This window comes from Paraburkholderia oxyphila NBRC 105797 (genome assembly GCF_000685075.1).
GTDB classification, from domain to species: Bacteria; Pseudomonadota; Gammaproteobacteria; order Burkholderiales; family Burkholderiaceae; genus Paraburkholderia; species Paraburkholderia oxyphila.
Window position 1 is genome coordinate 15,032 of sequence record NZ_BAYD01000104.1, and the last position, 20,618, is coordinate 35,649.

Genomic DNA, 20,618 nt, shown 5'->3' on the forward strand with positions numbered 1-20,618 from the left:
TCCGCTAACGAAGAACGAAGGCGAATTACTTCAGCACTTGCGCCACGGCAGCGGCCACGGCGTCGAGGTTGCGCGTGTTCAGCGCGGCCACGCAGATGCGGCCCGTGCTCACGGCATAGATGCCGAACTCTTCGCGCAGGCGATCGACTTGCGCCGCGGTCAGGCCCGAGTACGAGAACATGCCGCGCTGCACGTTGATGAAGTTGAAGTCGCGGTCCACGCCGGCAGCCGCGAGGCGCTCGACGAGGCCCGTGCGCATTGCGCGGATGCGGTTGCGCATTTCGCCGAGCTCGGCTTCCCACATTGCGCGCAGTTCGGCCGAGCCGAGCACCGCTGCGACCACCGAGCCGCCGTGCGTCGGCGGGTTCGAGTAGTTCGTGCGGATCACGCGCTTGAGCTGCGAGAGCACGCGCGCCGACTCTTCCTTGCTGTTGGTGATGATCGACAGCGCGCCCACGCGCTCGCCGTACAGCGAGAACGACTTCGAGAACGACGACGAGACGAACACGTTGAGTTCCGAAGCGGCGAACAGACGCACGACTTCGCCGTCTTCGGCGATGCCGTCGCCGAAGCCCTGGTAGGCGATGTCGAGGAACGGCACGAGATTGCGCGCCTTCACGGCCTCGATCACCTGCTTCCACTGGTCGATCGTGAGGTCCACGCCGGTCGGGTTGTGGCAGCACGCGTGCAGCACGACGACGGTGCCCGCGGCGTAGCTGTTGAGCGCGCTCAGCATGCCTTCGAAGTTCACGCCGTTGGTCTGCGCGTCGTAGTACGGGTAGGCGATCACTTCGAAGCCGGCGCTTTCGAAGAGAGCACGGTGGTTTTCCCAGCTCGGGTCGCTGATCGCGACCTTGGCAGCCGGGTTCACGCGCTTGAGGAAGTCCGCGCCGATCTTCAGCGCGCCCGTGCCGCCCAGCGCTTGCGCCGTGACGACGCGGCCCGCTGCGATCAGCGGCGAGTCGTCGCCGAGCAGCAGCTTCTGCACGGCGGCGTCATAGGCGGCGAGACCTTCGATGGGCAGGTAGCCACGCGGCAGACCGGCTTCCACGCGGGCCTTTTCCGCCTCGCGCACTGCGCGCAGCAGCGGAATCTTGCCTTCTTCGTTGGTGTACACGCCCACGCCGAGGTTCACCTTCGTCGCGCGCGCATCGGCGTTATAGGCTTCGTTCAGACCCAGGATCGGGTCGCGGGGGGCGAGTTCGACAGCGGAAAAGAGGGACATGATGGTTCGGCAATAGTGAAGGAAGAAGCTCGTTGGGCCGCGTGCTGAGGTGTTTCTGGTTGCTTCTGGTTCGCACCGTCCCTGATCGGAAGGCGCCGGGCAGCCGGCCACGGAACTCGCTATTGTAACGAATCCTCAGGCCAGTTTTTCGCCGACTGCGACGCCAGCGGGGCCATTTTTCCGGCACGAACGGACGATTCCGGGCGCACGGCCATGCGGCGTGCGTTGTTTGCGCGCCGCGCGGGCCCTTGCAGCGCCGGCCGTCACGCCCCATCTACGGCAAAAGCCCACTGCGGCTCGCCCAGGCTTGCCCGGTCTCGCCAATCGGCAAGACGCTAGAATAGTTGTTTGCTCCGCGCTCAGGATGTCACCCATGTCCGACCACACCGTCGCCGACGCGCCCGCGCTCGACGAGTCGAAGTTCGTCCAGTACGACGGCTCGCCATTCCAGCTCTACCAGCCGTACCTGCCGGCCGGCGATCAGCCGACCGCCATCGAAACGCTCATCGAGGGCGTGGAGGACGGTCTCTCGTTTCAGACCCTGCTGGGCGTGACGGGCTCGGGCAAGACCTACACGATGGCCAACACCATCGCGCGGCTGGGCCGCCCGGCCATCGTGTTCGCGCCGAACAAGACGCTCGCCGCGCAGCTCTATGCGGAATTCCGCGAGTTTTTTCCGCGCAACGCGGTTGAGTACTTCGTCTCGTACTACGACTACTACCAGCCGGAAGCCTATGTGCCGCAGCGCGATCTTTTCATCGAGAAGGATTCGTCGATCAACGAGCACATCGAGCAGATGCGGCTTTCGGCCACCAAGAGCCTGATGGAGCGCCGCGACGTGGTGATCGTCGCGACCGTTTCGGCGATCTACGGTATCGGCAATCCGTCCGAGTACCACCAGATGATCCTGACGCTGCGCCAGGGCGATCGCATCGGGCAGCGCGATGTCATCGCGCGCCTGATCGCGATGCAGTACACGCGCAACGAGCAGGATTTCCAGCGCGGCACCTTCCGCGTGCGCGGCGACACCATCGACATCTTCCCGGCCGAGCACGCCGAAATGGCCGTGCGCCTCGAGCTCTTCGACGACGAAATCGAGACGCTGCAGCTCTTCGACCCGCTCACGGGCCGCGTGCGCCAGAAGATTCCGCGCTTCACGGTCTATCCGTCCTCGCACTACGTGACGCCGCGCGAGACCGTGCTGCGCGCCGTCGAGACGATCAAGTCCGAATTGCGCGAGCGCCTCGAGTTCTTCCACACCGAGGGCAAGCTCGTCGAAGCGCAGCGTCTGGAGCAGCGCACCCGCTTCGACCTGGAAATGCTCCAGGAACTGGGCTTCTGCAAGGGTATCGAGAACTACTCGCGGCACTTCTCGGGCGCGCTGCCCGGCGAGCCGCCGCCCACGCTCGTCGACTACCTGCCCACCGACGCCATGATGTTCCTCGACGAATCGCACGTGCTGATCGGTCAGCTCAACGGCATGTACAACGGCGACCGCGCGCGCAAGGAAAACCTCGTCGACTACGGCTTCCGCCTGCCTTCCGCGCTCGATAACCGGCCGCTCAAGTTCAACGAGTTCGAGCGCAAGATGCGCCAGGTGGTGTTCGTCTCGGCCACGCCCGCCGACTACGAGAAAAAGGTCACGGGCCAGATCGCCGAGCAGGTGGTGCGTCCCACGGGCCTCGTCGATCCGGTGATCGAGGTCCGTCCGGCCGCCACCCAGGTCGACGACGTGCTCGGCGAGATCAACGAGCGCGTGGCCGCGGGCGAGCGCGTGCTGGTGACCACGCTCACCAAGCGCATGGCCGAGCAGCTCACCGAGTTCCTCGCCGACCACGGCGTGAAGGTGCGCTATCTGCATAGCGACATCGATACGGTCGAGCGCGTGGAGATCATCCGCGACCTGCGTCTTGGCACCTTCGACGTGCTCGTGGGCATCAACCTGCTGCGCGAGGGCCTCGACATTCCCGAGGTCTCGCTCGTGGCGATCCTCGACGCCGACAAGGAAGGCTTCCTGCGCGCCGAGCGCTCGCTGATTCAGACGATCGGCCGCGCGGCGCGCAACGTGAACGGCAAGGCGATTCTCTACGGCGACCGCATCACCGACTCGATGCGCAAGGCCATCGACGAAACCGAGCGCCGCCGCGCCAAGCAGATGGCGTTCAACGAGGAGCACGGCATCGTGCCGCGCGGCGTGGTCAAGCGCATCAAGGACATCATCGACGGTGTCTACAACGTGGACGATGCGCGCGCCGAGCTGCGCGAGGAGCAGGAGCGCGCGAAGTTCGAGGACATGTCCGAGAAGCAGATCGCCAGGGAGATCAAGAAACTCGAGAAGCAGATGATGGATTACGCGAAGAACCTCGAATTCGAGAAGGCCGCGCAGACGCGCGACCAGCTCGCGGTGCTGCGTCAGCGCGTGTTCGGGGCGAATGTGGGCGATCATCCGGCCTGAGGACGGGCGCGCGGCTCGTGTACGGTGCGGGCGCGGCGAACGCGCAAGGGCGTGCGGTTGTGGTTCAACCGCACGCCCTTTTTTGTTGCTCCATCACGCCGCTCGCAGGGCCAGACGCTCATATGGTCAGCTTTCGTTTCAGTGCACGCTGAAGAAAAATTCGAGGCTCTGCGTAAGCAAGCGTCAGGAATGGCGCGGCAACACCCTGTCTGGCGTGGGGTTTTCCTTACACTCCAGTTTGTTCCCTTACAGCATCAGTGTTAAACTCCGCCATTATTGAGAATTGTTCGCATTAACATTATTGCGTTCATATGCCGGCCAGTTCGATTGTCATCTCATAAAAAAACAGGAGTTTCGATGCGGATCCAGTCTCTCATGCGCGGCGCTATCGTCGTGGCGGCCTCGAGCGCGGCGTTCGCGGCCCAGGCGGCCGAATACCCGATCGGCAAGCAGCAAATCCAGGGCGGCATGGAGATCGGCGCGGTCTATCTGCAGCCGATCACGATGGAGCCGGAAGGCATGATGCGCAAGGCGTCGGATTCCGATATCCACCTGGAGTCGGACATCCACGCGGTCAAGAACAACCCGACGGGCTTCGCCGAAGGCGACTGGATGCCGTATCTGCAGGTCCGCTACGAGCTGACCAAGCCGGGTTCGAGCTACGTGCAAAAGGGCGACCTGATGCCGATGGTGGCCAACGACGGCCCGCACTACGGCGACAACGTCAAGCTGGCCGGTCCGGGCAAGTACCACCTGAAGCTGATCGTCGATGCGCCAATGCAGACGGGCCATATGGCGTTCGGCCGTCACGTCGACAAGGAAACGGGCGTGGGTCCGTGGTTCAAGCCCATCACGCTCGAATACGACTTCCCGTTCGCGGGCATCGGCAAGAAGGGCGGCTACTGATCGTAGCGGCCAATCGCAGGACACCAGGGAGCAGGGAAGACCGATGACTGGAATCCGGAAGTTTGCGGCGCTCGCGCTCAGCGCGTCTTTTGCAGCGTCGCTCGCGGGCGTGGCCAACGTGGCGCGCGCCGACGATCTGCCGACGTTCAAGCTGGAAATGGCCGACGGCAAGCTCAATCCCGCGCGCATCGAGGTGCCGGCGGGCAAGCGCATCAAGATCGAGGTGCGCAACACGGGCAAGGGCGCGGCCGAGTTCGAGAGCGTCCAGTTGCGCAAGGAGAAGGTGCTGGCGCCGGGCGCGGACTCGTTCGTCGTGATCGCGCCGCTGGATCCGGGCGAGTACAAGTTCTTCGACGATTTCCATCAGCAGGCGCAGGGCGTGATTGTTGCCAAATGAGCGTTGCCAAATGAGTGGCGCCAGATCAGCGTTGCCGCATAAGCATGACGCGCGGCGCTCGTGGCGAAGCAGGGAACGCGGCCGGCGCGTGAGCCGGCGGCAGGAGGTGTGTCTATGGGTCAGGTTTTGTTCATCGTCTGGCGGGAGAGCGTCGAGGCGCTGCTCGTCGTCGGCATTCTGTATGCGTGGCTGAAGAACGGCGACGCCGATGCAAGGCGCGGCCTGCCGTATCTGTGGGCCGGCGTGGGTGCCGGCGTGCTGGCGGCCGTCGCGCTGGGCGCGGCGCTCGTGGGCTTCACGGAGGTGCTCTCCGGCGACGCGCAGGACTACTTCCAGACCGGCATGGTGCTGGTCGCGTGCGTGCTGATCGTGCAGATGGTGCTGTGGATGAAGCAGCACGGGCGCACGCTCAAGCGCGAGATGGAGCAGTCGCTCGAGCAGACCACGCGTGACGCGAACTGGTGGGGCATCACGGTGCTCGTCGCGCTCGCCATCGCGCGCGAGGGCAGCGAGACGGTGATCTTCCTGTACGGCCTCGGTTTCGGCCAGTCGGGTCACGTGGATGCGAGCCAGTACCTGGCCGTGCTGCTGGGCCTCGGCCTCGCGTTCCTCACGTTCTACCTGCTGCAGCTGGGCGGCAAGGTGTTCTCGTGGCGCCACTTCTTCCGCGTCACCGAGATCATGCTGCTGTTCCTCGGCGCGGGCCTGTTCCAGACCGGCGTCGACAAGCTCATCGACAAGGAAGTCCTGCCGACCCTCGTCGACCAGGTATGGAACTCGTCGGCACTCCTCGACGATTCGAGCACCTTTGGCTCGCTCGTCGCGACGCTCACGGGCTACCGCGCCCATCCGGCGCTCATGAACCTGATCGCCTATGCGGCGTACTGGCTCGTGGTGTGGTGGCTCGCGCGCCGCGTGAGCGGCCGCGCCGCCGCCGTGACCAGGGGGAAGGCAGCATGAGTTGCGCTTCGGGCCAGGCACGGGCCCCACGCGCGCAGCGGCAGGGCTGGCTCGCCCAGGCGGGCCAATGGATGCAGCGGCACGGCGCGGCCATTCGCGCCGTGCAGTGGGTGGTCGTGGCGGTCTATGCGTTCCTGATCCTCGTGCCCGCGGTCATGCCGCTGCCCGACGACACGGCGCATCTGTGGAACAACCTCACGCTCGCGGCGCAGTTCGTGTTCTGGGGCATCTGGTGGCCGTTCGTGCTGCTCTCGATGGTGCTGCTCGGGCGCGTGTGGTGCGGCGTGCTCTGCCCCGAAGGCGCGCTCAGCGAATTCGCGAGCAAGTTCGGGCGCGGCCGGGCCATCCCGCGCTGGATGCGCTGGGGCGGCTGGCCGTTCGTGGCGTTCGGCCTCACCACCCTCTACGGACAGATGGTGAGCGTCTATCAGTACCCGAAGGCCGTGCTGCTCGTGCTGGGCGGCTCGACGCTCGGCGCGATGGTGATCGGCTTCCTGTACGGGCGCGAAAAGCGCGTCTGGTGCAAGTATCTGTGCCCCGTGAACGGGGTTTTTTCGCTTCTGGCGCGTCTCGCGCCGTTCCACTTCAAAGTCGATGAAGACGCGTGGCGCAACTCGTACACGCACGGCGAGCACGGCGGCCAGCGCGTGATTCCCGTGAATTGCGCGCCGCTCGTGCCGCTGCGCAATATGAAGGGTGCGGCACCTTGTCACATGTGCGGGCGCTGCAGCGGCCATCGCGACGCGATCACGCTCACGTGGCGCTCGCCCTCGGAAGAAGTGGTCGAGCTCGGCGACAAGCAGGCGAGCGGCTGGGACACCGCGCTCATTCTCTATGGACTGCTCGGCATTGCGATCGGCGCGTTCCACTGGACCGGTTCGCCGTGGTTCATCGACCTCAAGCAGTCGATCGCGGGCTGGCTCATCGATCAGGACATCACCTGGCCGCTCGAGACCAATGCGCCGTGGTTCCTGCTCACGCACTATCCGGCGCAAAACGACGTGTTCTCCTGGCTCGACGGCACCATGATCGTCGGCTACATCGTCGCGACGGGGCTCGTCTACGGCACCGCACTGTTCGCGCTGCTCGCGCTTTCGAGTGCGCTGCTGGGGCGCATCGGACGCTTCGAGATGCGCCGGCTCCATCACTTCGCCCAGTCGCTGATTCCGCTCGCGGGGGCGGGCGTGTTCCTCGGCCTCTCGGCCACGACGCTCTCGCTGCTGCGCGCCGAGCACGTGCCGCTCGACTGGGCCGCGGACCTGCGCATCGCCATCCTCGTGATCACCAACGTCTGGAGCGCGTGGCTCGCGTGGCGCGTCACGGGCCGCTACAGCACACGCTTCTTGCAGCGCGCGCTCGCGCTGGCGGGCTTTTGCGCGGCGCTCGCCGTGGTCGACAGCGCCTGGTGGCTCATGTTCTGGGGCTGGGCGCATTGAGCGCGCGGTGTTTGAAGCACATGCTGGAAACCGCGCGCAGCGACCTCTGATTTGTCAATACCGAATGGCGGGTATACGCAGAGGGGGAGCGCAAAGGCGCGAGCGTGAGTGTTAATCTGAAACAACCGGGTCGGCAGGGGCGCCACCCGGTTTTTGACTTTTCGGAGAGACGTATGCGAACGCGAGCAGTACTGACCGACGAAGACGTGACGAAAGTGGCCGATGCGGCCATCGCGCACGCCCGTGCGAACGAGTGGAATGTGACGATCGCGATCGTCGACGACGGCGGGCACCTACTGTATCTGCGCCGCCTCGACGGCGCGCCGGCCATCAGCAGCGAGGTGGCGCCGGGCAAGGCCCGTACGGCCGCGCTGGGACGCCGCGAAAGCCGCGTCTACGAAGAGGTGATCCGCCAGGGCCGCACGGCGTTCCTGAGCGTGCCGCTCACGGCCATGCTCGAAGGCGGCGTGCCGATCGTCGTGAACGGCGATGTCGTTGGCGCGGTGGGCGTCTCGGGCGTGAAGTCCGATCAGGATGCGGCCATCGCCCAGGCGGGCATCAAGGCGCTCAACCTCGACTAGGCGTCGGCGCTCACGGCACGCATCGGCGCGCCGTGACGCACGCAGTGGCAGGCAGCAAAGCAAAAAGCCGCGGACGGTGCCGCGGCTTTTTGCTGTTTGCTTCGTCCGTCAGGCGCTTCGCGCGACGCGACGATGTTCAAGCGTGAGAACAAAAAAGTGGCCTGGCTGGCTGTGACGGCTGCTTGAAGGAATGTGTGCACGAAGGGGTCTAGACTCGCGTGCAAACCGTCGTTGCTGGCTAATGCCCAACGCCTCTCTGGGAGGCGGTCCCCACAATACCCGGTACGACCTACTTGGTCAGAATCAGCTTGCCGAGCCGCGTCGCGCGCAGCTGGTAAGTCTCCCCGTTGTGCACGATGCTCACGTGGCTGCGGCCTTGCAGCAGCGCCGTGCTGTCGAGCGTGCGTTCGCTGGCCGCTTGCGCGCCGCCCGCTGTGCCACCCGTGGTGCCGGCCGGGCCGACGCTCTTGCGCGTGACGGCGGGCGCGGCGGGTTTCGACGGATGCGAGCCGGTCAACGCGGAGCCGGTGCGGCGCAAGCTGAGTGTCGGTGAGCGGTTGAAATCGGTCATGAGCGTGACGGGGTTGGATCTCGATTCGATGGGTTGATATTAAATGATAATCGTTCCCATTTGCAATTACTCGAAATTGATCGGAATCGAATAGCGATAGCCTGACCCAAAAACGACGACGCCCGGCATCGAGCCGGGCGCACGAGAGGAGCGGCCGCGCGAAGCGGCTCAGTGCAACGGCGCTTCGGGCTCGCCCGGACCTTGCACGTACTGGCGGATGAGCCGCACGGTGTCGATATCCGACTCGCGATACGCCGACTTCACGATCTCCGAAGTCTGGCGGTCGTCTTCGGTATCGGCCGTCGGCAGCGTGGTGCGGTACTCGAAGCGCAGGAACAGCTGAAGCTCGTCGGGCTGCTCGATCGTCATCGTGAGCGAGCCGCCCACGTACTCGGCGGTCGCCAGGATGTCGTAGCGCACGTTCTCGTTGGGCGTGAGCGTGACGCGGTCGCGCACCGTGGCGTGGCCGTAGTGCAGTTCGCGCTCGAGCGTGTTGCCCTCGCGCGACAGGATCGTGCAGTCGTCGAGACCGATCACGAAAAGCTGCGGCTGCTCCGCCCGCAGCACGAGGCCTTCCCAAAGCTGCTCGCGCGTCATGGGCAGGACGAGCGGGTTCAGCGGGTCGTTGATCTGGATGAGATGTTCGAAATTCAAGGCGGCGCCTTCCTGTGTCTGTTTCCGTCCGCCGCTGCTTACGCAGCGACGAGCCCCGAGCGGATCGTGATCGCGTTCGTCAAGACTTTGTGGACCGGGCAGGCGTTGGCGATCTGCAGCAGGCGTTCGCGCTGCTCGTCCGAGAGCGCGCCTTCGAGCACGATCTGGCGATCGATCGTCGTGCCTGCATTGCCGGTTTCCATCGAGAGCTTCACGCGCACGCCGTCGAGCGGCCACTCCTTGCGCTGGGCATACATCTTCAGCGTGATCGACGTGCAGGCGCCGAGGCTCGAGAGCAGCAGCGAATAGGGCGCGGGGCCGGTGTCGCCGCCGCCAAGGCTGGCCGGTTCGTCGGCGAACCAGGTGTGGGTGCCGTCGTCGAACTGGACCTGGTAGTGGGTCGAGCCAATGTGTGCGGTGACTGCGGTTGCGGCCATGCGCTCCTCGCGGGCGGAACGGTTGAAAGGGAACACGCCGCGGCCGGTCGGGCAGGCCCGTCGGGCGCGCGGCATGCAAAGCCTTATTGTGACGGAAAGCGGGTCAAGCTGCGGAGGTGTCGATGGGGCGCGACACGCCAACGCGGCTGGCTCGTGCGCCGGTGCGTGGAAGGCGCGCCGCCGGCGCCGCGCGCGTCAGTGCGCGCGGTGCATTCAAGCGCGCTCAGTGCGTGATGCGCCCCATGCGCCCGGCCTGATAGTCGAGCACGGCCTCGCGAATCTCCTGCTCGGTGTTCATCACAAACGGGCCGTAGCGCACGACCGGCTCGTTCAGCGGCACGCCGCCGATCAGGAGGACTTCGACGGGCTCAGTCGCATCGGTGGGCGCGGAAATCGTGACGGTGTCGCCATCGCCCGCGAACGCCACCATCTGCTGCGCCGCGATGGCCTCGTCGTTCTCGCCATATTGCGCCGTGCCGGAAAGGCCGTAGGCGAACACATTCCAGTTGGCGGCCACCGTCTGCTCCACGCGTGCGCCGGGGGCCAGCGTGAAGTGCAGGTAGAGGATGGGCGTGCGCGTCTCGATGGCCGCCTTCACGCCGAGCGACTCGCCCGCGATCACCTTGACCGTGGCCTTGCGGTCGGCCGAATGCCCCTGCGGGATGCGCGTGTGCGAGATCTCCTGATAGCGCGGCGCGATCATCTTGTCGCGCGCCGGCAGGTTCACCCACAGCTGCAGGCCGTGCACGCGGCCGCCCGTGCGCGCGAATTCGGGGTCGGGCATCTCGCTGTGGACCACGCCGGCGCCGGCCGTCATCCACTGCACGTCGCCGGGGCCGAGCGTGCCCGAGTGGCCTGCCGAGTCCTTGTGGCCGAAGCGGCCCTCGAGCGCATAGGTGACTGTCTCGAAGCCGCGGTGCGGATGGTCGGGCGCACCCATGGCCGCGCCGGGCGCGTAGTCTACGGGCCCCATCTCGTCGAGCAGCAGGAACGGGTCGAAATCCATCAGCTGGCGCGTGGGGAAGGGGCGATGGACGATGAATCCACCGCCTTCGGTGGTGCGAACCGCGGGAAAAACGTGGGCGATCGAACGGACGGCCGTCATGGATATCACCTCGGAAAAATGGGAATTACGCGATATGCGAAACAAACCGCTATTATAGGTAGCCGATTTGGCCTGTTTGACCGCCTGATCGCAATGGATTGTCCCATCGCTGGAACGACGACATGAAAATCGATTCGCACAACCTGAACGACCTGATGTACTTCTCGCAGGTGGTGGAGCACGGCGGCTTCTCGGCGGCCGAACGCGTGCTCGGCATTTCGAAGTCGCGGCTCTCGCGGCGGGTGAGCGAGCTGGAGGCATCGCTCGGCGTGCGTCTGTTGCAGCGCTCCACGCGCAAGCTCGCGCTCACCGAGGCCGGCGAGCTCTTCTACCAGCATTGCCGCGCAATGCTCTCGGAGGCCCAGGCCGCGGTGAACGTCGTTCAGTCCTTGCGTTCGTCGCCGCGCGGCACGGTGCGCGTGAGCGTGCCGGTCACGCTTTCGCAGACCATCTTTGCGCAGATCATTCCCGAATTCATGCATCGCTTCCCCGAGGTGCGGGTGGTGGTGCGCGTGACGAACCGCGTGATCGACCTCTTCGAGGATTCGGTCGATATCGCCTTGCGCGTGCGCTCGGAGCCGCCGGAGAACGCCAACATCGTGGTGCGGCCGCTGTGGCGCACCGAGCAGATGCTGGTGGGCGCGCCGAGCCTGCTCGCGCAGAATGCGCCGCCGCTCACGCCCGAAGATCTCACGCGTTTCGAGACGCTCGACACCCCCACGAGCGACGGGCGTCACGTGTTCCATCTGATCGCGCCGGACGGCAAACATCACGCGCACGAGCACGAGCCGCGCCTGATCACCGCCGACCTCACGATGATTCGCGAGGCCGCGCTGCAGGGCCTCGGCATCGCCGCGCTGCCGGAAATGATGTATGGCGCCGCGCTGCGCTCGGGCAAGCTCTCGCCGGTGATGCCGGGCTGGACGCTGCCGGTGCCGCAGCTCTATGCGGTGTTCCTTTCGCGCCAGGGCATGGTTCCCGCGGTGCGCGCGTTCGTCGACTATCTGGTCGAGGTGCTCGATGCGGACAAGAGCCTGCAGCAGGAATGCCCGCTCAGGAGCGATGTCGCGGCGCTGATGGGCGAGGGCGGCGGGAAAGCTGCGCCAGGTGCCGAGAGCGGCCTGTCGCAAACGAAGAGCGTGCGCAACATCGAAACGGCTTGAAGCGTGCGTGACGCATCACAGGTAAAAGCTTTGCGAACGTGTACGGGCGTGCGCTTGTATGAAACTTGAGCCCATGCACATCGCGCGCAATGCGCCATTTGCATTTAGGCATTCAAGCGTCGTCGGCAATCGTTACTTTCAATGGCCGAAGTATTGAACGTGTGCAGCGAGAGGAATATATTGAAGTCCTTCTCGCCAAGCACCGGTCTTGAGCGGGAATTGATGGCCGCTATCATAGTGGGCCTTCAGGGCTGAAAGCGCGGTCCGTGTAGAACACGGCAAGTCGCATGTGCCGACGTGAACCGAGCGATTGTCGGGGAGTGTCGCCACCGCCCGAATGCGCTGCGTGCGCTCGAAAAAAGGCCCTCATCTGACGATGAGGGCCTTTTACTTGGTACTTCGAAAAGCGTCGGACCGCTAACGCACGCTCAGTGACGTACCCTCAATGACGGGCCGGATCGGTGACGAAGCCGAGCTTCGTGAGGCCGCCACTCTGCGCCGCGGACATCACCTGCGCAACCTTCTCATAGGCGACCTTGCGGTCCGCGTTCAGATGCAGCTCGGGCTGCGGTTGCTGCTGCGCCGCTGCGGCGATCTTCGTTTTGAGCGCGTCGTCGTTGACGGCCGTGCCGTCCCACAGCACCGTGCCGTCCGCTTCGATCGCGATGTTGATCTGCGCGGGCTTGGTGTCTTCCTTCTGGCTGCTCGCATGCGGCAGATCGATCTTCACGGCGTGACGGATCACGGGAATCGTCACCATGAAGACGATCAGGAGAACCAACATGACGTCGACGAGCGGCGTCATGTTGATCTCGTTCATGAGGCCATCGTCGTCGTCGCTGGCAAAGGGGCTCATCGCCATGTTGTTTGCCTCCGCTCGTTAATGGTTGCGTGCGGCGACGCGCAGATTGCCGTTCTTCGCCGTCGACGAGATATGCGCGCCCGTCACGAAGAACGCATGCAGGCCGTGCGCAAAGCGGTTGAGCTTCGTGACGACCGCCTTGTTGCCGCGCGTGAGCGCGTTGTAGCCGAGCACCGCCGGAATCGCGACGAAGAGGCCGAACGCCGTCATGATCAGCGCCTCGCCCACCGGACCCGCAACGGCGTCGATCGAGGTCTGGCCCGTTGCGCCGATGGTAAGCAGAGCGTGATAGATGCCCCACACCGTGCCGAACAGGCCGACGAACGGCGCCGTGCTGCCGATCGAGGCGAGGATCGCGAGGCCCGACTGCATCTTCGCGACGGAGTCGTCCATGGTGTCCTTCAGGCAGCGCGTGACCCAGTCCGACACGTCCATGCGGTCGTGCAGATGCGGCTGCGTCTGGTGATGGTGGTCGGCGGCTTCCTGGCCCGAGAGGGCGAGGGCGAGGAACGGGTTGTCCTCGCGCGTGCCGCTGCCGAGCTTCTTCACGCCGTCGGCGAAGTCGTCCGAATGCCAGAACGCGGTCTCGGCGTTCTTCGTGAGGCGCTTCAGGCGCGCGACGTTCCAGCCCTTCACGACGATCACGCACCACGACAGCACCGACATGATCAACAGCGCGAGCGCGATGCCGCGCGTCACGAAATCCCCTTGCGCCCAGACGTGGGCGATACCGTAGTTCTGCATGGTTTTTCCTTTATTTCAATTCGTCTGAACGGTGTAATTCTCGGGCTGCCGCATCGCATGCGCGCGGCAGCAGCAAGCCGGCAAGACTCAATCCTGCAGGCTGAAATCGAACGGCTGGGTGTAGGCCGCGCGCACGGGCTGGCCGTCTTCCATGTACGGCTTGCACGCGCTGCTGCGCATGGCGGCGAGTGCGGCGTCGTCGAGGCGGCTGAAACCGCTGCTCTTCTTCAGCTCGATGTTCTCGAGCTTGCCGGTGAGCCCCACCACGAAGTGCACGTAGGCGACGCCGGTCTCGCCGCGGCGCTTCGAGAGCATCGGGTAATCGGGCTGAACGATGTTGCAGTCGAGATGCGAGACGTTCTTCGGCGCGCTGAGCGCCATCGTCGGCTTGCCCTGCGCGGGCGCGGCGGCCTGCGCCGGCGCCGCAGTGGGCGGCGTGGGTGCGGGCGGCGCCGGCTCGGCGGGCGCGGGTGCCTCGGCCACGTGCTGCGAGGGCGCCTCGGCCACCGGCAGCGGCGTGGGTGTAGGCTTCGGTTTGGGCTGAACCTTGGGTTTTTCGCGGCTCACGTGCGGCACCGGCTTGGGCGGCGGCGTGGGTATCGACTGGATTGCGGCCGGCGCGGCCACCGGGTCCGGCTGGAGCAGCTCGGCCGTGATCGTGCGCGATTCGAGCGCAACGGGCGCCGCGACGTTGCGTTGGGTCAGGACGACGGCAATGAGCGTGACGTGCAGCGCGATGACGATCGCGACCGCGGTCACGGCGCGGCGATGCGTGCCTGACGTAAGAAAAGCGGGAAGCGCTGGCGCGTTGGCGGTGATTTGGGAAGCCTGCATGTTAGCGTGGCCGTCCGAAAGACGACGGCGCGCTGGCAGGGCAACGCGTCGCGACGGGCGGCTTTATTTGCGAAAGATCAACAGCGAGATGCACACGGTGGTCACGAATCCGATCAGCAATTCCATCCCGGCAAACTCCTCTTGAGAAGGAAACGGGGGGCTAGCTGGCTGGTCGTGAAACTGGCTTGCTGTCGGCAGTAAAGCGCCCGGGCGTAAAAGCGTGCGAGCGGTGCAGCAAAGGCGCGCGCCGCAATGGGCGAGACGCGCCTTGGGGTTCTCAGGCGGCCTTGCGCTCGTAGAACGTGAGGGGCACGGCCTGCGGCACGGCGACCGGGTGCGCATGGTGCACGCCGCAGCGGGTTGCGCAGGCGCCGCTTTGCGCCATCACTTCGCGAACGGATTCCTCGCACTTGCCGCAGCAGGTCGCGACGCCGAGTTCGAACTGCAGCTCGTCGAAAGAGTCCATGCCCTCCGCGATGGAGGCACGGATCGTCCGGTCGGAGACGGATTTGCACACGCAGACAATCATGATGGACCGCAATAGATAGGGTTAATGCGAATTATTATCATTATGTTTGTTCGCTTTGGCAAGGGTGCAGACGGATTTTTTGTAACAAAACCGGACCCTTAGCAGGGATTTTGCTGTGGATCAAAGCGGGCGGGGGATCCGGTGTGGTGGGGATAAAGCAGGGCCCGAAGGCGGAGTCCCGCCGGGCGCGGGAAGGGGCGTTTGGGGCGGGAGGCTGGGCGGCGAGCGGAAAACGGGGGCCGAATGCGGCCCGGGTCGCCGCTGGCGCAGAGGCCGTTGTGCGCGAACGACTCAGGCGGCGTCGGCTTCGAGCTCGCGCGTGCGTCGCGACGGAATGCTCACGCATTCGACTTGCGCTTCGATACCGAGCAGCGCCGCCGCGAGCGTGCGCAAGTGGGCGCCGTCGCTCGTCGAGCAGAAGCGCGCCGGCGCGCCCTCGGCCATGCTGCCATCGGCATGGCTGGCCGGTTGGGCGCGCAAGCCATGCTGATCGAGCACGCGCTCGAGCTGGCGCGCGATGGCCACGCTCGTATCCACGAGCGTCATGCGCTCGCCCACGATCGAGCGGATGGCGGTATCGAGAAAGGGATAGTGCGTGCAGCCGAGCACGAGGGTGTCCGCGCCGGCGTCGAGCATCGGCTCCACATAGCCGCGCAGCAGCTCGACGAGCGCCGGTGAGCTCACGTCGCAGCGCTCGACCGCCTCCACGAGGCCGTGGCCCGGCTGGCACAGCACGCGCAAGTCCGCGGCGTGACGCTCGACGAGCGCCTGAAAGCGCGCGCTGCGCAGCGTCACCTGGGTGGCGAGCACGCCGGCCACGCGCGACTTCGAGATCAACGCGGCGGGCTTGATGCCGGGCTCCACGCCCACGAGCGGGATGGAGAGCCGCTCGCGCACGAGCGCGATGGACTGCGCGGTGGCGGTATTGCAGGCCACGACCAGCGCTTTGGCGCCCTGCGCGACGAGCCATTCGCAGATGGCGAGCGTGCGGTCGGCGATGAAGTCGTCATCGCGCTGCCCGTAGGGCGCATAGCGCGAGTCCGCCGCATAGACGATCTGCTCGGCGGGCAAGTGCGCGCGCACGGCGCGCAGCACCGAGAGGCCGCCGAGCCCCGAATCGAAGATGCCGATGGGCGCGGCGCAGGGGGAGGCCGTTGGGTTCAAGTGAGTCTGAATAGGGGAGTGACAGCGGCGAGGGCCGCAAGCGCGGTCAAGCGCACCGCGAGCGCACACGTTTTCAGGGGACGCACCCGCATTCGCTGCGGCGGCCGGTGCGTCCTGGCGCGTGCGCGAGCGCGATCAGGATTCTACCGAACCCATGGCCGATTGCTGGTAGTTCTGGATGCCGATCTTGTCGATGAGGTCGATCTGGGTTTCGAGCCAGTCGATGTGCTCTTCAGTGTCGTCGAGGATCTTCACGAAAATCTCGCGCGAGATGAAGTCGCGCACGGACTCGCAATAGACGATGGCTTCCTTGCAGGTGGACTGCGAAATCTGCTCGAGCTTCAGATCGCATTCGAGGATTTCCTTGGTCTCTTCGCCGATCAGCAGCTTGTGCAGGTCTTGCAGATTGGGCAGGCCGTCGAGCATGAAAATACGCTCGATGAGCCAGTCGGCGTGCTTCATTTCGCCAATCGATTCGTCGTACTCGTGCTTGCCGAGCTTCTCGAGGCCCCAGTGCTTGTACATGCGGGCATGCAGGAAATACTGATTGATGGCGGTCAGCTCGTTCTTGAGCTGTGCGTTCAGATATTCGATGACTTTTTTATCGCCTTGCATGATTTTGTTCCTTTCTTGGTGTGGCGTGCAGAGTAGTTCAAAGACTGGTTTCAAACAATAAACGCTCGATCAGCAAAAGCCAAGGCCGAATCTGCATTGAAATCCGGTTTGAATCAGGCATTAGTGCCGTCTTGCGAATTAATCTCAGTCCGTTTCGCGTTAATCAAAAAAAACCGGGGCGCTGGGCCCCGGTCTTTACATCGGCTGGATCGACGACTCGCCGATCAACAGGCATCCGTTGCGCATCAGGCGGTTGCGACCGGAATCTTGCCGATCTTCGCCTGCCATTCGGCGGGGCCGGTCTTGTGGACCGAGGTGCCCGACGAGTCGACCGCGACCGTCACCGGCATGTCCTGCACGTCGAACTCGTAGATGGCTTCCATGCCGAGGTCTTCGAACGCGAGGACCTTCGAGCCGCGGATTGCCTTCGACACGAGGTAGGCCGCGCCGCCCACTGCCATCAGGTAGGCCGCCTTGTGCTTCTTGATCGCCTCGATGGCGACCGGGCCGCGCTCGGCCTTGCCCACCATCGAGATGAGGCCCGTTTGCGAGAGCATCAGCTCCGTGAACTTGTCCATGCGCGTGGCCGTGGTGGGGCCGGCCGGGCCAACCACTTCGTCGCGCACCGGATCGACCGGGCCGACGTAGTAAATCACGCGGTTCTTGAAGTCCACCGGCAGCTTCTCGCCCTTGGCGAGCATGTCGGCGATGCGCTTGTGCGCCGCGTCGCGGCCCGTGAGCATCTTGCCCGAGAGCAGCAGCGTCTGGCCCGGCTTCCACGAAGCGACTTCTTCGGGCGTGAGCGTGTTCAGGTCGACGCGCTTGCTGGTTTCCGTGTTCGGCTCCCAGTTGACCTTCGGCCATGCGTCGAGCGACGGCGCTTCGAGCTTCGCCGGGCCCGAGCCGTCGAGCACGAAGTGCGCGTGGCGCGTGGCGGCGCAGTTCGGGATCATCGCGACGGGCTTCGAAGCCGCGTGCGTCGGAGCCGCCATGATCTTCACATCGAGCACGGTAGCGAGACCGCCCAGACCCTGTGCGCCGATGCCGAGCGCGTTGACCTTCTCGTGCAGCTCGACGCGCAGCTCTTCGACCCAGTCCTTCGGGCCGCGCTTGATGATCTCCTGGATGTCGATGGATTCCATCAACGATTCCTTCGCCATCAGCATCGCCTTCTCAGCGGTGCCGCCGATGCCGATGCCGAGCATGCCCGGCGGGCACCAGCCGGCGCCCATCGTCGGCACGGTCTTGAGCACCCAGTCGACGATCGAGTCGGACGGGTTGAGCATCACGAACTTCGACTTGTTCTCCGAGCCGCCGCCCTTGGCCGCCACCTGAACGTCGACCTTGTCGCCCGGCACGATTTCGTAGTGGATCACGGCCGGCGTGTTGTCCTTCGTGTTCTTGCGGCCGCCTTCGGGCGGGCTCACGATCGAGGCGCGCAGCACGTTGTCCGGGTTCAGGTAACCGCGGCGCACGCCTTCGTTGATCATGTCGGTGACGCCCATCGTGGCGCCGTCCCAGCGCACGTCCATGCCGACCTTCACGAAGATCGTGACGATGCCGGTGTCCTGGCAGATCGGGCGCTTGCCTTCCGCGCACATGCGGCTGTTCGTGAGGATCTGCGCGATCGCGTCCTTCGCGGCCGGGCTCTCCTCGAGCTCGTACGCGCGGCCGAGCGCCTCGATGTAGTCCTGCGGATGGTAGTAGCTGATGTATTGCAGCGAATCCGCAATGCTCTGGATCAGGTCTTCCTGTTTGATGACGGTCATGGCTAGCTTCTGTGGGGACAGGGGTGTTTTAAATCGTGTGGGCGGTGTGCCGCCTTTACTCCGACGTTGCCGTGTCGCGCACGGCGGCGCTTGTCGGCACCGGATGGCGCGCGGCAAGGTCGTGGTAGTGCTCGGGGTGCGTATGCGTGGTGAGGCGGTCGATCCACGCCATCACCAGCGCGGAGAGCAGGAAGGCAACGTGAATGGCCACTTGCCAGATCACCGTGCGCTCGGAAACCGCGTCGGGATTGATGAAGGTTTTCAGCAGATGAATCGACGAAATGCTGATGAGCGCCATCGCGAGCTTCACCTTGAGCACGCCGGCGTTCACGTGGTCGAGCCATTCGGGCTCGTCGGGGTGGCCTTCGAGTCCCATGCGCGAGACGAAGGTTTCATAGCCGCCCACGATCACCATGATGAGCAGATTCGAGATCATCACCACGTCGATCAGGCCGAGCACGGCGAGCATGATGCTCGTCTCGTCGAGCGACATGGCGTGGGTGACGAGGTGCCAGACTTCCTTCAGGAACAGCACGCAGTAGACGGTCTGCCCGACGATCAGCCCCAGATAGAGCGGTACCTGGAGCCAGCGGCTCATGAAGATGATGCTGGGCAGCAAGCGCATGCGGCGAGGGCGAGCGGCGGACGGCGGCTGGGGACGTGCAGCGGACATGGGCGTTTCACGAGTGACGGAAATCGGGCGCGAACCTGGGCACGGGCGGCATGGTGCGCGGTAAGAAGGGTCTGCTCGAGCCTCTTGGCGAGTCTCGAGCCCCGGTCGCGCTGCGCACGCCGCCGGGCCGCGAGGGCCGGGCGGGCGCTATTGTAACGCGTCGGCGCGCCGCTTCGCCGGGACGCCGACAGGTGGAAATTACAAAATAATTACGAAGCCACGGGCGGCAGCCGTCTGGTCTTCAGGCTCGCGAGGGCGATGCCGCCGACCACGCAGGCGAGCGCGATGCCATGCGCGGGCGTGGGCCGCTCGCCGAGGAAGGCGATGCCGTACAGCGCGGCGGCCACCGGCAGCACGGCCGTGAAGACCCCCGCGATGCTGCCCGGCACGTGGCGGATGCCCATCATCCAGAGGCAGAACGAGAACACGCTGGCCGAGAGCCCGTACCAGAGCACGAGCGCCCAGACGCTCGCGGGCACGCTCGCATAGTCAGGCGACAGCACGAACGACAGCGCGCCCGGCAACCCGACCGGCAGCATCAGCAGAAAGCCGAACAGGTGGGTATATGCACAGATCTCGAGCGGCGCGAGCGTTTGCGTGAGCCGGCGCGAGAGGATCACATAGAACGATTCGCAGCACACCGCGCCCAGCACCATGAGGTTGCCTACGAACGACCCCGGATCCGCCTGTCCGCCATCGACATGCGCAAGATTGATGACGGCGATGCCCACGATGGCGAGCGCGATCGACGCGAACGCCCGCGCGTCGGGCCGTTCGCGCAGGAACAGCCACGAGAACAGCGCAACCACGGCCGGGATCGTGCTCGTGATGACGCCCGCTGCGACGGCGCTCGTGCGATGCACGCCGCCGAGCATCAGCAGCGTAAACCCGAATGTACCGAAGAGGGCCTGAAGGAACAGATTGATCCATTCGCCGCGCTTCACGCGCCGCATGCGCGCGACGCGCAGCAGCGGCCAAAGCACGGCAAGGGCGATGACGAAGCGCAGCAGCGCGAACAGTGGAACGGGTAAAAACGCAACGATCGTTTTGCCGATGCCGACATTGCTGCCCACCAGCAGCATGGCGGCGACGAGGAAAAGGGAATAGCGGTTCAAGCTGGAATCCGGACACACAGATCAGTTAGCATTCTAAATGGCCGCTTAACTGACTGTCACCGCATGGTGGTTTGCGCACGCGGGTTGCATAGGGAATTGGCACGCTCGTTCGACGAAACGCCGTGCGCGAAGTTGTGCGCCGCGTAAGTAGCGGGTAAGTTGCTGCGCTTAATCTTGCGCGTGTGGGTCCGCGCGCGACCCCATACGAGCGCGATTGCGACTTGATGCAACGAGTTGCAACGCGAGGCGGGCCAGGCGGCCCGGCCGCAGGACTGAAAAATGCCGCATTCGCGCCGGGGCATCGGAATACCGAGGGCCAGGGCGTGGCGGCGCAAGGAGACGGCGTGCGCAGGGATCGAAGATCCTGTGCACGTCCACGAGTTTGACGTTTCATCTTCACCAAGGGGTTGTCGATGTCTGCGA

Annotated in this window: 21 protein-coding genes; 7 read left to right on the forward strand and 14 right to left on the reverse strand. The window is 65.1% G+C overall.

Annotated elements, in window-relative coordinates; all coding sequences use genetic code 11:
* Positions 1-25: 25 nt before the first annotated feature.
* Positions 26-1,225, reverse strand: coding sequence for an amino acid aminotransferase (locus BO1_RS38970; protein WP_028222203.1), 1,200 nt, complete (start codon positions 1,223-1,225; stop codon positions 26-28).
* 373 nt (positions 1,226-1,598) lie between these two features.
* On the opposite strand from BO1_RS38970, the gene uvrB reads away from it, so the two are divergent.
* The 6 genes from uvrB (at position 1,599) to BO1_RS39000 (ending at position 7,960) form a co-directional block, all read left to right on the forward strand.
* Positions 1,599-3,680 carry an excinuclease ABC subunit UvrB gene (gene uvrB, locus BO1_RS38975; RefSeq protein ID WP_028222204.1) on the forward strand — a complete coding sequence of 694 codons (2,082 nt, stop codon included), beginning with the start codon at positions 1,599-1,601 and terminating at the stop codon, positions 3,678-3,680.
* Positions 3,681-4,037: 357 nt separating this feature from the next.
* Positions 4,038-4,586, forward strand: a complete 549-nt coding sequence (locus tag BO1_RS38980) for an iron transporter (RefSeq protein ID WP_028222205.1) — start codon at positions 4,038-4,040, stop codon at positions 4,584-4,586.
* Between the two features lie 43 nt (positions 4,587-4,629).
* Positions 4,630-4,983, forward strand: coding sequence for a cupredoxin domain-containing protein (locus tag BO1_RS38985; RefSeq protein WP_028222206.1), 354 nt, complete (start codon positions 4,630-4,632; stop codon positions 4,981-4,983).
* Positions 4,984-5,097: 114 nt separating this feature from the next.
* Positions 5,098-5,943, forward strand: a complete 846-nt coding sequence (locus tag BO1_RS38990; RefSeq protein ID WP_028222207.1) for an FTR1 family iron permease — start codon at positions 5,098-5,100, stop codon at positions 5,941-5,943.
* Complete coding sequence (locus BO1_RS38995) at positions 5,940-7,379, forward strand: 4Fe-4S binding protein (RefSeq protein WP_028222208.1); 1,440 nt, start codon at positions 5,940-5,942, stop codon at positions 7,377-7,379. Before BO1_RS38990 ends, BO1_RS38995 begins: the two co-directional genes overlap by 4 nt.
* Before the next feature lie 173 nt (positions 7,380-7,552).
* The gene (locus tag BO1_RS39000; RefSeq protein ID WP_028222209.1) at positions 7,553-7,960 is read left to right on the forward strand and encodes a GlcG/HbpS family heme-binding protein; all 408 of its coding nucleotides are present in this window, start codon (positions 7,553-7,555) and stop codon (positions 7,958-7,960) included.
* Positions 7,961-8,249: 289 nt separating this feature from the next.
* On the opposite strand, the gene BO1_RS39005 is transcribed toward BO1_RS39000, so the two are convergent.
* From BO1_RS39005 to BO1_RS39020, 4 genes are all read right to left on the reverse strand, one after another.
* Complete coding sequence (locus tag BO1_RS39005) at positions 8,250-8,531, reverse strand: hemin uptake protein HemP (protein ID WP_028222210.1); 282 nt, start codon at positions 8,529-8,531, stop codon at positions 8,250-8,252.
* Between the two features lie 168 nt (positions 8,532-8,699).
* Positions 8,700-9,185 carry an SRPBCC family protein gene (locus tag BO1_RS39010; protein WP_028222211.1) on the reverse strand — a complete coding sequence of 162 codons (486 nt, stop codon included), beginning with the start codon at positions 9,183-9,185 and terminating at the stop codon, positions 8,700-8,702.
* A 38-nt stretch (positions 9,186-9,223) separates the two neighbouring features.
* A complete protein-coding gene (locus tag BO1_RS39015; RefSeq protein ID WP_028222212.1) occupies positions 9,224-9,622 on the reverse strand; it encodes an OsmC family protein in 399 nt (132 codons plus the stop codon).
* Between the two features lie 223 nt (positions 9,623-9,845).
* Complete coding sequence (locus BO1_RS39020; protein WP_028222213.1) at positions 9,846-10,727, reverse strand: pirin family protein; 882 nt, start codon at positions 10,725-10,727, stop codon at positions 9,846-9,848.
* Positions 10,728-10,849: 122 nt separating this feature from the next.
* On the opposite strand from BO1_RS39020, the gene BO1_RS54605 reads away from it, so the two are divergent.
* Positions 10,850-11,890: a LysR family transcriptional regulator gene (locus BO1_RS54605; protein ID WP_043288464.1), complete on the forward strand. Its 1,041-nt coding sequence runs from the start codon at positions 10,850-10,852 to the stop codon at positions 11,888-11,890.
* Between the two features lie 442 nt (positions 11,891-12,332).
* Here the strand turns inward: BO1_RS54605 and BO1_RS39030 are convergent, their stop codons facing one another.
* The 9 genes from BO1_RS39030 to BO1_RS39070 all read right to left on the reverse strand — a co-directional run bounded on the left by BO1_RS39030 (position 12,333) and on the right by BO1_RS39070 (position 20,195).
* A complete protein-coding gene (locus BO1_RS39030; RefSeq protein WP_028222214.1) occupies positions 12,333-12,752 on the reverse strand; it encodes an ExbD/TolR family protein in 420 nt (139 codons plus the stop codon).
* Between the two features lie 18 nt (positions 12,753-12,770).
* Positions 12,771-13,496 carry a MotA/TolQ/ExbB proton channel family protein gene (locus tag BO1_RS39035; RefSeq protein ID WP_028222215.1) on the reverse strand — a complete coding sequence of 242 codons (726 nt, stop codon included), beginning with the start codon at positions 13,494-13,496 and terminating at the stop codon, positions 12,771-12,773.
* Between the two features lie 87 nt (positions 13,497-13,583).
* Positions 13,584-14,330 (reverse strand): energy transducer TonB, encoded by a 747-nt coding sequence (locus BO1_RS39040; RefSeq protein ID WP_028222216.1) that lies wholly within the window; start codon positions 14,328-14,330, stop codon positions 13,584-13,586.
* Between the two features lie 277 nt (positions 14,331-14,607).
* The gene (locus BO1_RS39045) at positions 14,608-14,859 is read right to left on the reverse strand and encodes a (2Fe-2S)-binding protein (protein WP_028222217.1); all 252 of its coding nucleotides are present in this window, start codon (positions 14,857-14,859) and stop codon (positions 14,608-14,610) included.
* Between the two features lie 291 nt (positions 14,860-15,150).
* Positions 15,151-16,023, reverse strand: coding sequence for a glutamate racemase (gene murI / locus BO1_RS39050; RefSeq protein WP_028222218.1), 873 nt, complete (start codon positions 16,021-16,023; stop codon positions 15,151-15,153).
* A gap of 135 nt (positions 16,024-16,158) precedes the next feature.
* The gene (gene bfr, locus BO1_RS39055) at positions 16,159-16,638 is read right to left on the reverse strand and encodes a bacterioferritin (protein WP_028222219.1); all 480 of its coding nucleotides are present in this window, start codon (positions 16,636-16,638) and stop codon (positions 16,159-16,161) included.
* Positions 16,639-16,883: 245 nt separating this feature from the next.
* Complete coding sequence (locus BO1_RS39060) at positions 16,884-18,407, reverse strand: fumarate hydratase (RefSeq protein WP_028222220.1); 1,524 nt, start codon at positions 18,405-18,407, stop codon at positions 16,884-16,886.
* Positions 18,408-18,462: 55 nt separating this feature from the next.
* A complete protein-coding gene (locus BO1_RS54610) occupies positions 18,463-19,080 on the reverse strand; it encodes a TIGR00645 family protein (protein ID WP_043288467.1) in 618 nt (205 codons plus the stop codon).
* Positions 19,081-19,289: 209 nt separating this feature from the next.
* Positions 19,290-20,195, reverse strand: coding sequence for a DMT family transporter (locus BO1_RS39070; RefSeq protein ID WP_028222221.1), 906 nt, complete (start codon positions 20,193-20,195; stop codon positions 19,290-19,292).
* Between the last annotated feature and the right edge of the window lie 423 nt (positions 20,196-20,618).

Excerpts from the sequence above, each read along its gene's own strand:
- BO1_RS38980 (WP_028222205.1), top strand. The coding sequence starts at position 4,038 with ATGCGGATCCAGTCTCTCATGCGCGGCGCTATCGTCGTGGCGGCCTCG.
- BO1_RS39045 (WP_028222217.1), bottom strand. The coding sequence starts at position 14,859 with ATGATTGTCTGCGTGTGCAAATCCGTCTCCGACCGGACGATCCGTGCC.
- BO1_RS39000 (WP_028222209.1), top strand. The coding sequence starts at position 7,553 with ATGCGAACGCGAGCAGTACTGACCGACGAAGACGTGACGAAAGTGGCC.
- BO1_RS39005 (WP_028222210.1), bottom strand. The coding sequence starts at position 8,531 with ATGACCGATTTCAACCGCTCACCGACACTCAGCTTGCGCCGCACCGGC.
- BO1_RS39030 (WP_028222214.1), bottom strand. The coding sequence starts at position 12,752 with ATGGCGATGAGCCCCTTTGCCAGCGACGACGACGATGGCCTCATGAAC.
- bfr (WP_028222219.1), bottom strand. The coding sequence starts at position 16,638 with ATGCAAGGCGATAAAAAAGTCATCGAATATCTGAACGCACAGCTCAAG.
- BO1_RS38970 (WP_028222203.1), bottom strand. The coding sequence starts at position 1,225 with ATGTCCCTCTTTTCCGCTGTCGAACTCGCCCCCCGCGACCCGATCCTG.
- BO1_RS39015 (WP_028222212.1), bottom strand. The coding sequence starts at position 9,622 with ATGGCCGCAACCGCAGTCACCGCACACATTGGCTCGACCCACTACCAG.
- BO1_RS39040 (WP_028222216.1), bottom strand. The coding sequence starts at position 14,330 with ATGCAGGCTTCCCAAATCACCGCCAACGCGCCAGCGCTTCCCGCTTTT.
- BO1_RS39020 (WP_028222213.1), bottom strand. The coding sequence starts at position 10,727 with ATGACGGCCGTCCGTTCGATCGCCCACGTTTTTCCCGCGGTTCGCACC.
- BO1_RS38995 (WP_028222208.1), top strand. The coding sequence starts at position 5,940 with ATGAGTTGCGCTTCGGGCCAGGCACGGGCCCCACGCGCGCAGCGGCAG.
- BO1_RS54610 (WP_043288467.1), bottom strand. The coding sequence starts at position 19,080 with ATGTCCGCTGCACGTCCCCAGCCGCCGTCCGCCGCTCGCCCTCGCCGC.
- BO1_RS39060 (WP_028222220.1), bottom strand. The coding sequence starts at position 18,407 with ATGACCGTCATCAAACAGGAAGACCTGATCCAGAGCATTGCGGATTCG.
- BO1_RS39035 (WP_028222215.1), bottom strand. The coding sequence starts at position 13,496 with ATGCAGAACTACGGTATCGCCCACGTCTGGGCGCAAGGGGATTTCGTG.
- BO1_RS38990 (WP_028222207.1), top strand. The coding sequence starts at position 5,098 with ATGGGTCAGGTTTTGTTCATCGTCTGGCGGGAGAGCGTCGAGGCGCTG.
- uvrB (WP_028222204.1), top strand. The coding sequence starts at position 1,599 with ATGTCCGACCACACCGTCGCCGACGCGCCCGCGCTCGACGAGTCGAAG.
- BO1_RS54605 (WP_043288464.1), top strand. The coding sequence starts at position 10,850 with ATGAAAATCGATTCGCACAACCTGAACGACCTGATGTACTTCTCGCAG.
- BO1_RS38985 (WP_028222206.1), top strand. The coding sequence starts at position 4,630 with ATGACTGGAATCCGGAAGTTTGCGGCGCTCGCGCTCAGCGCGTCTTTT.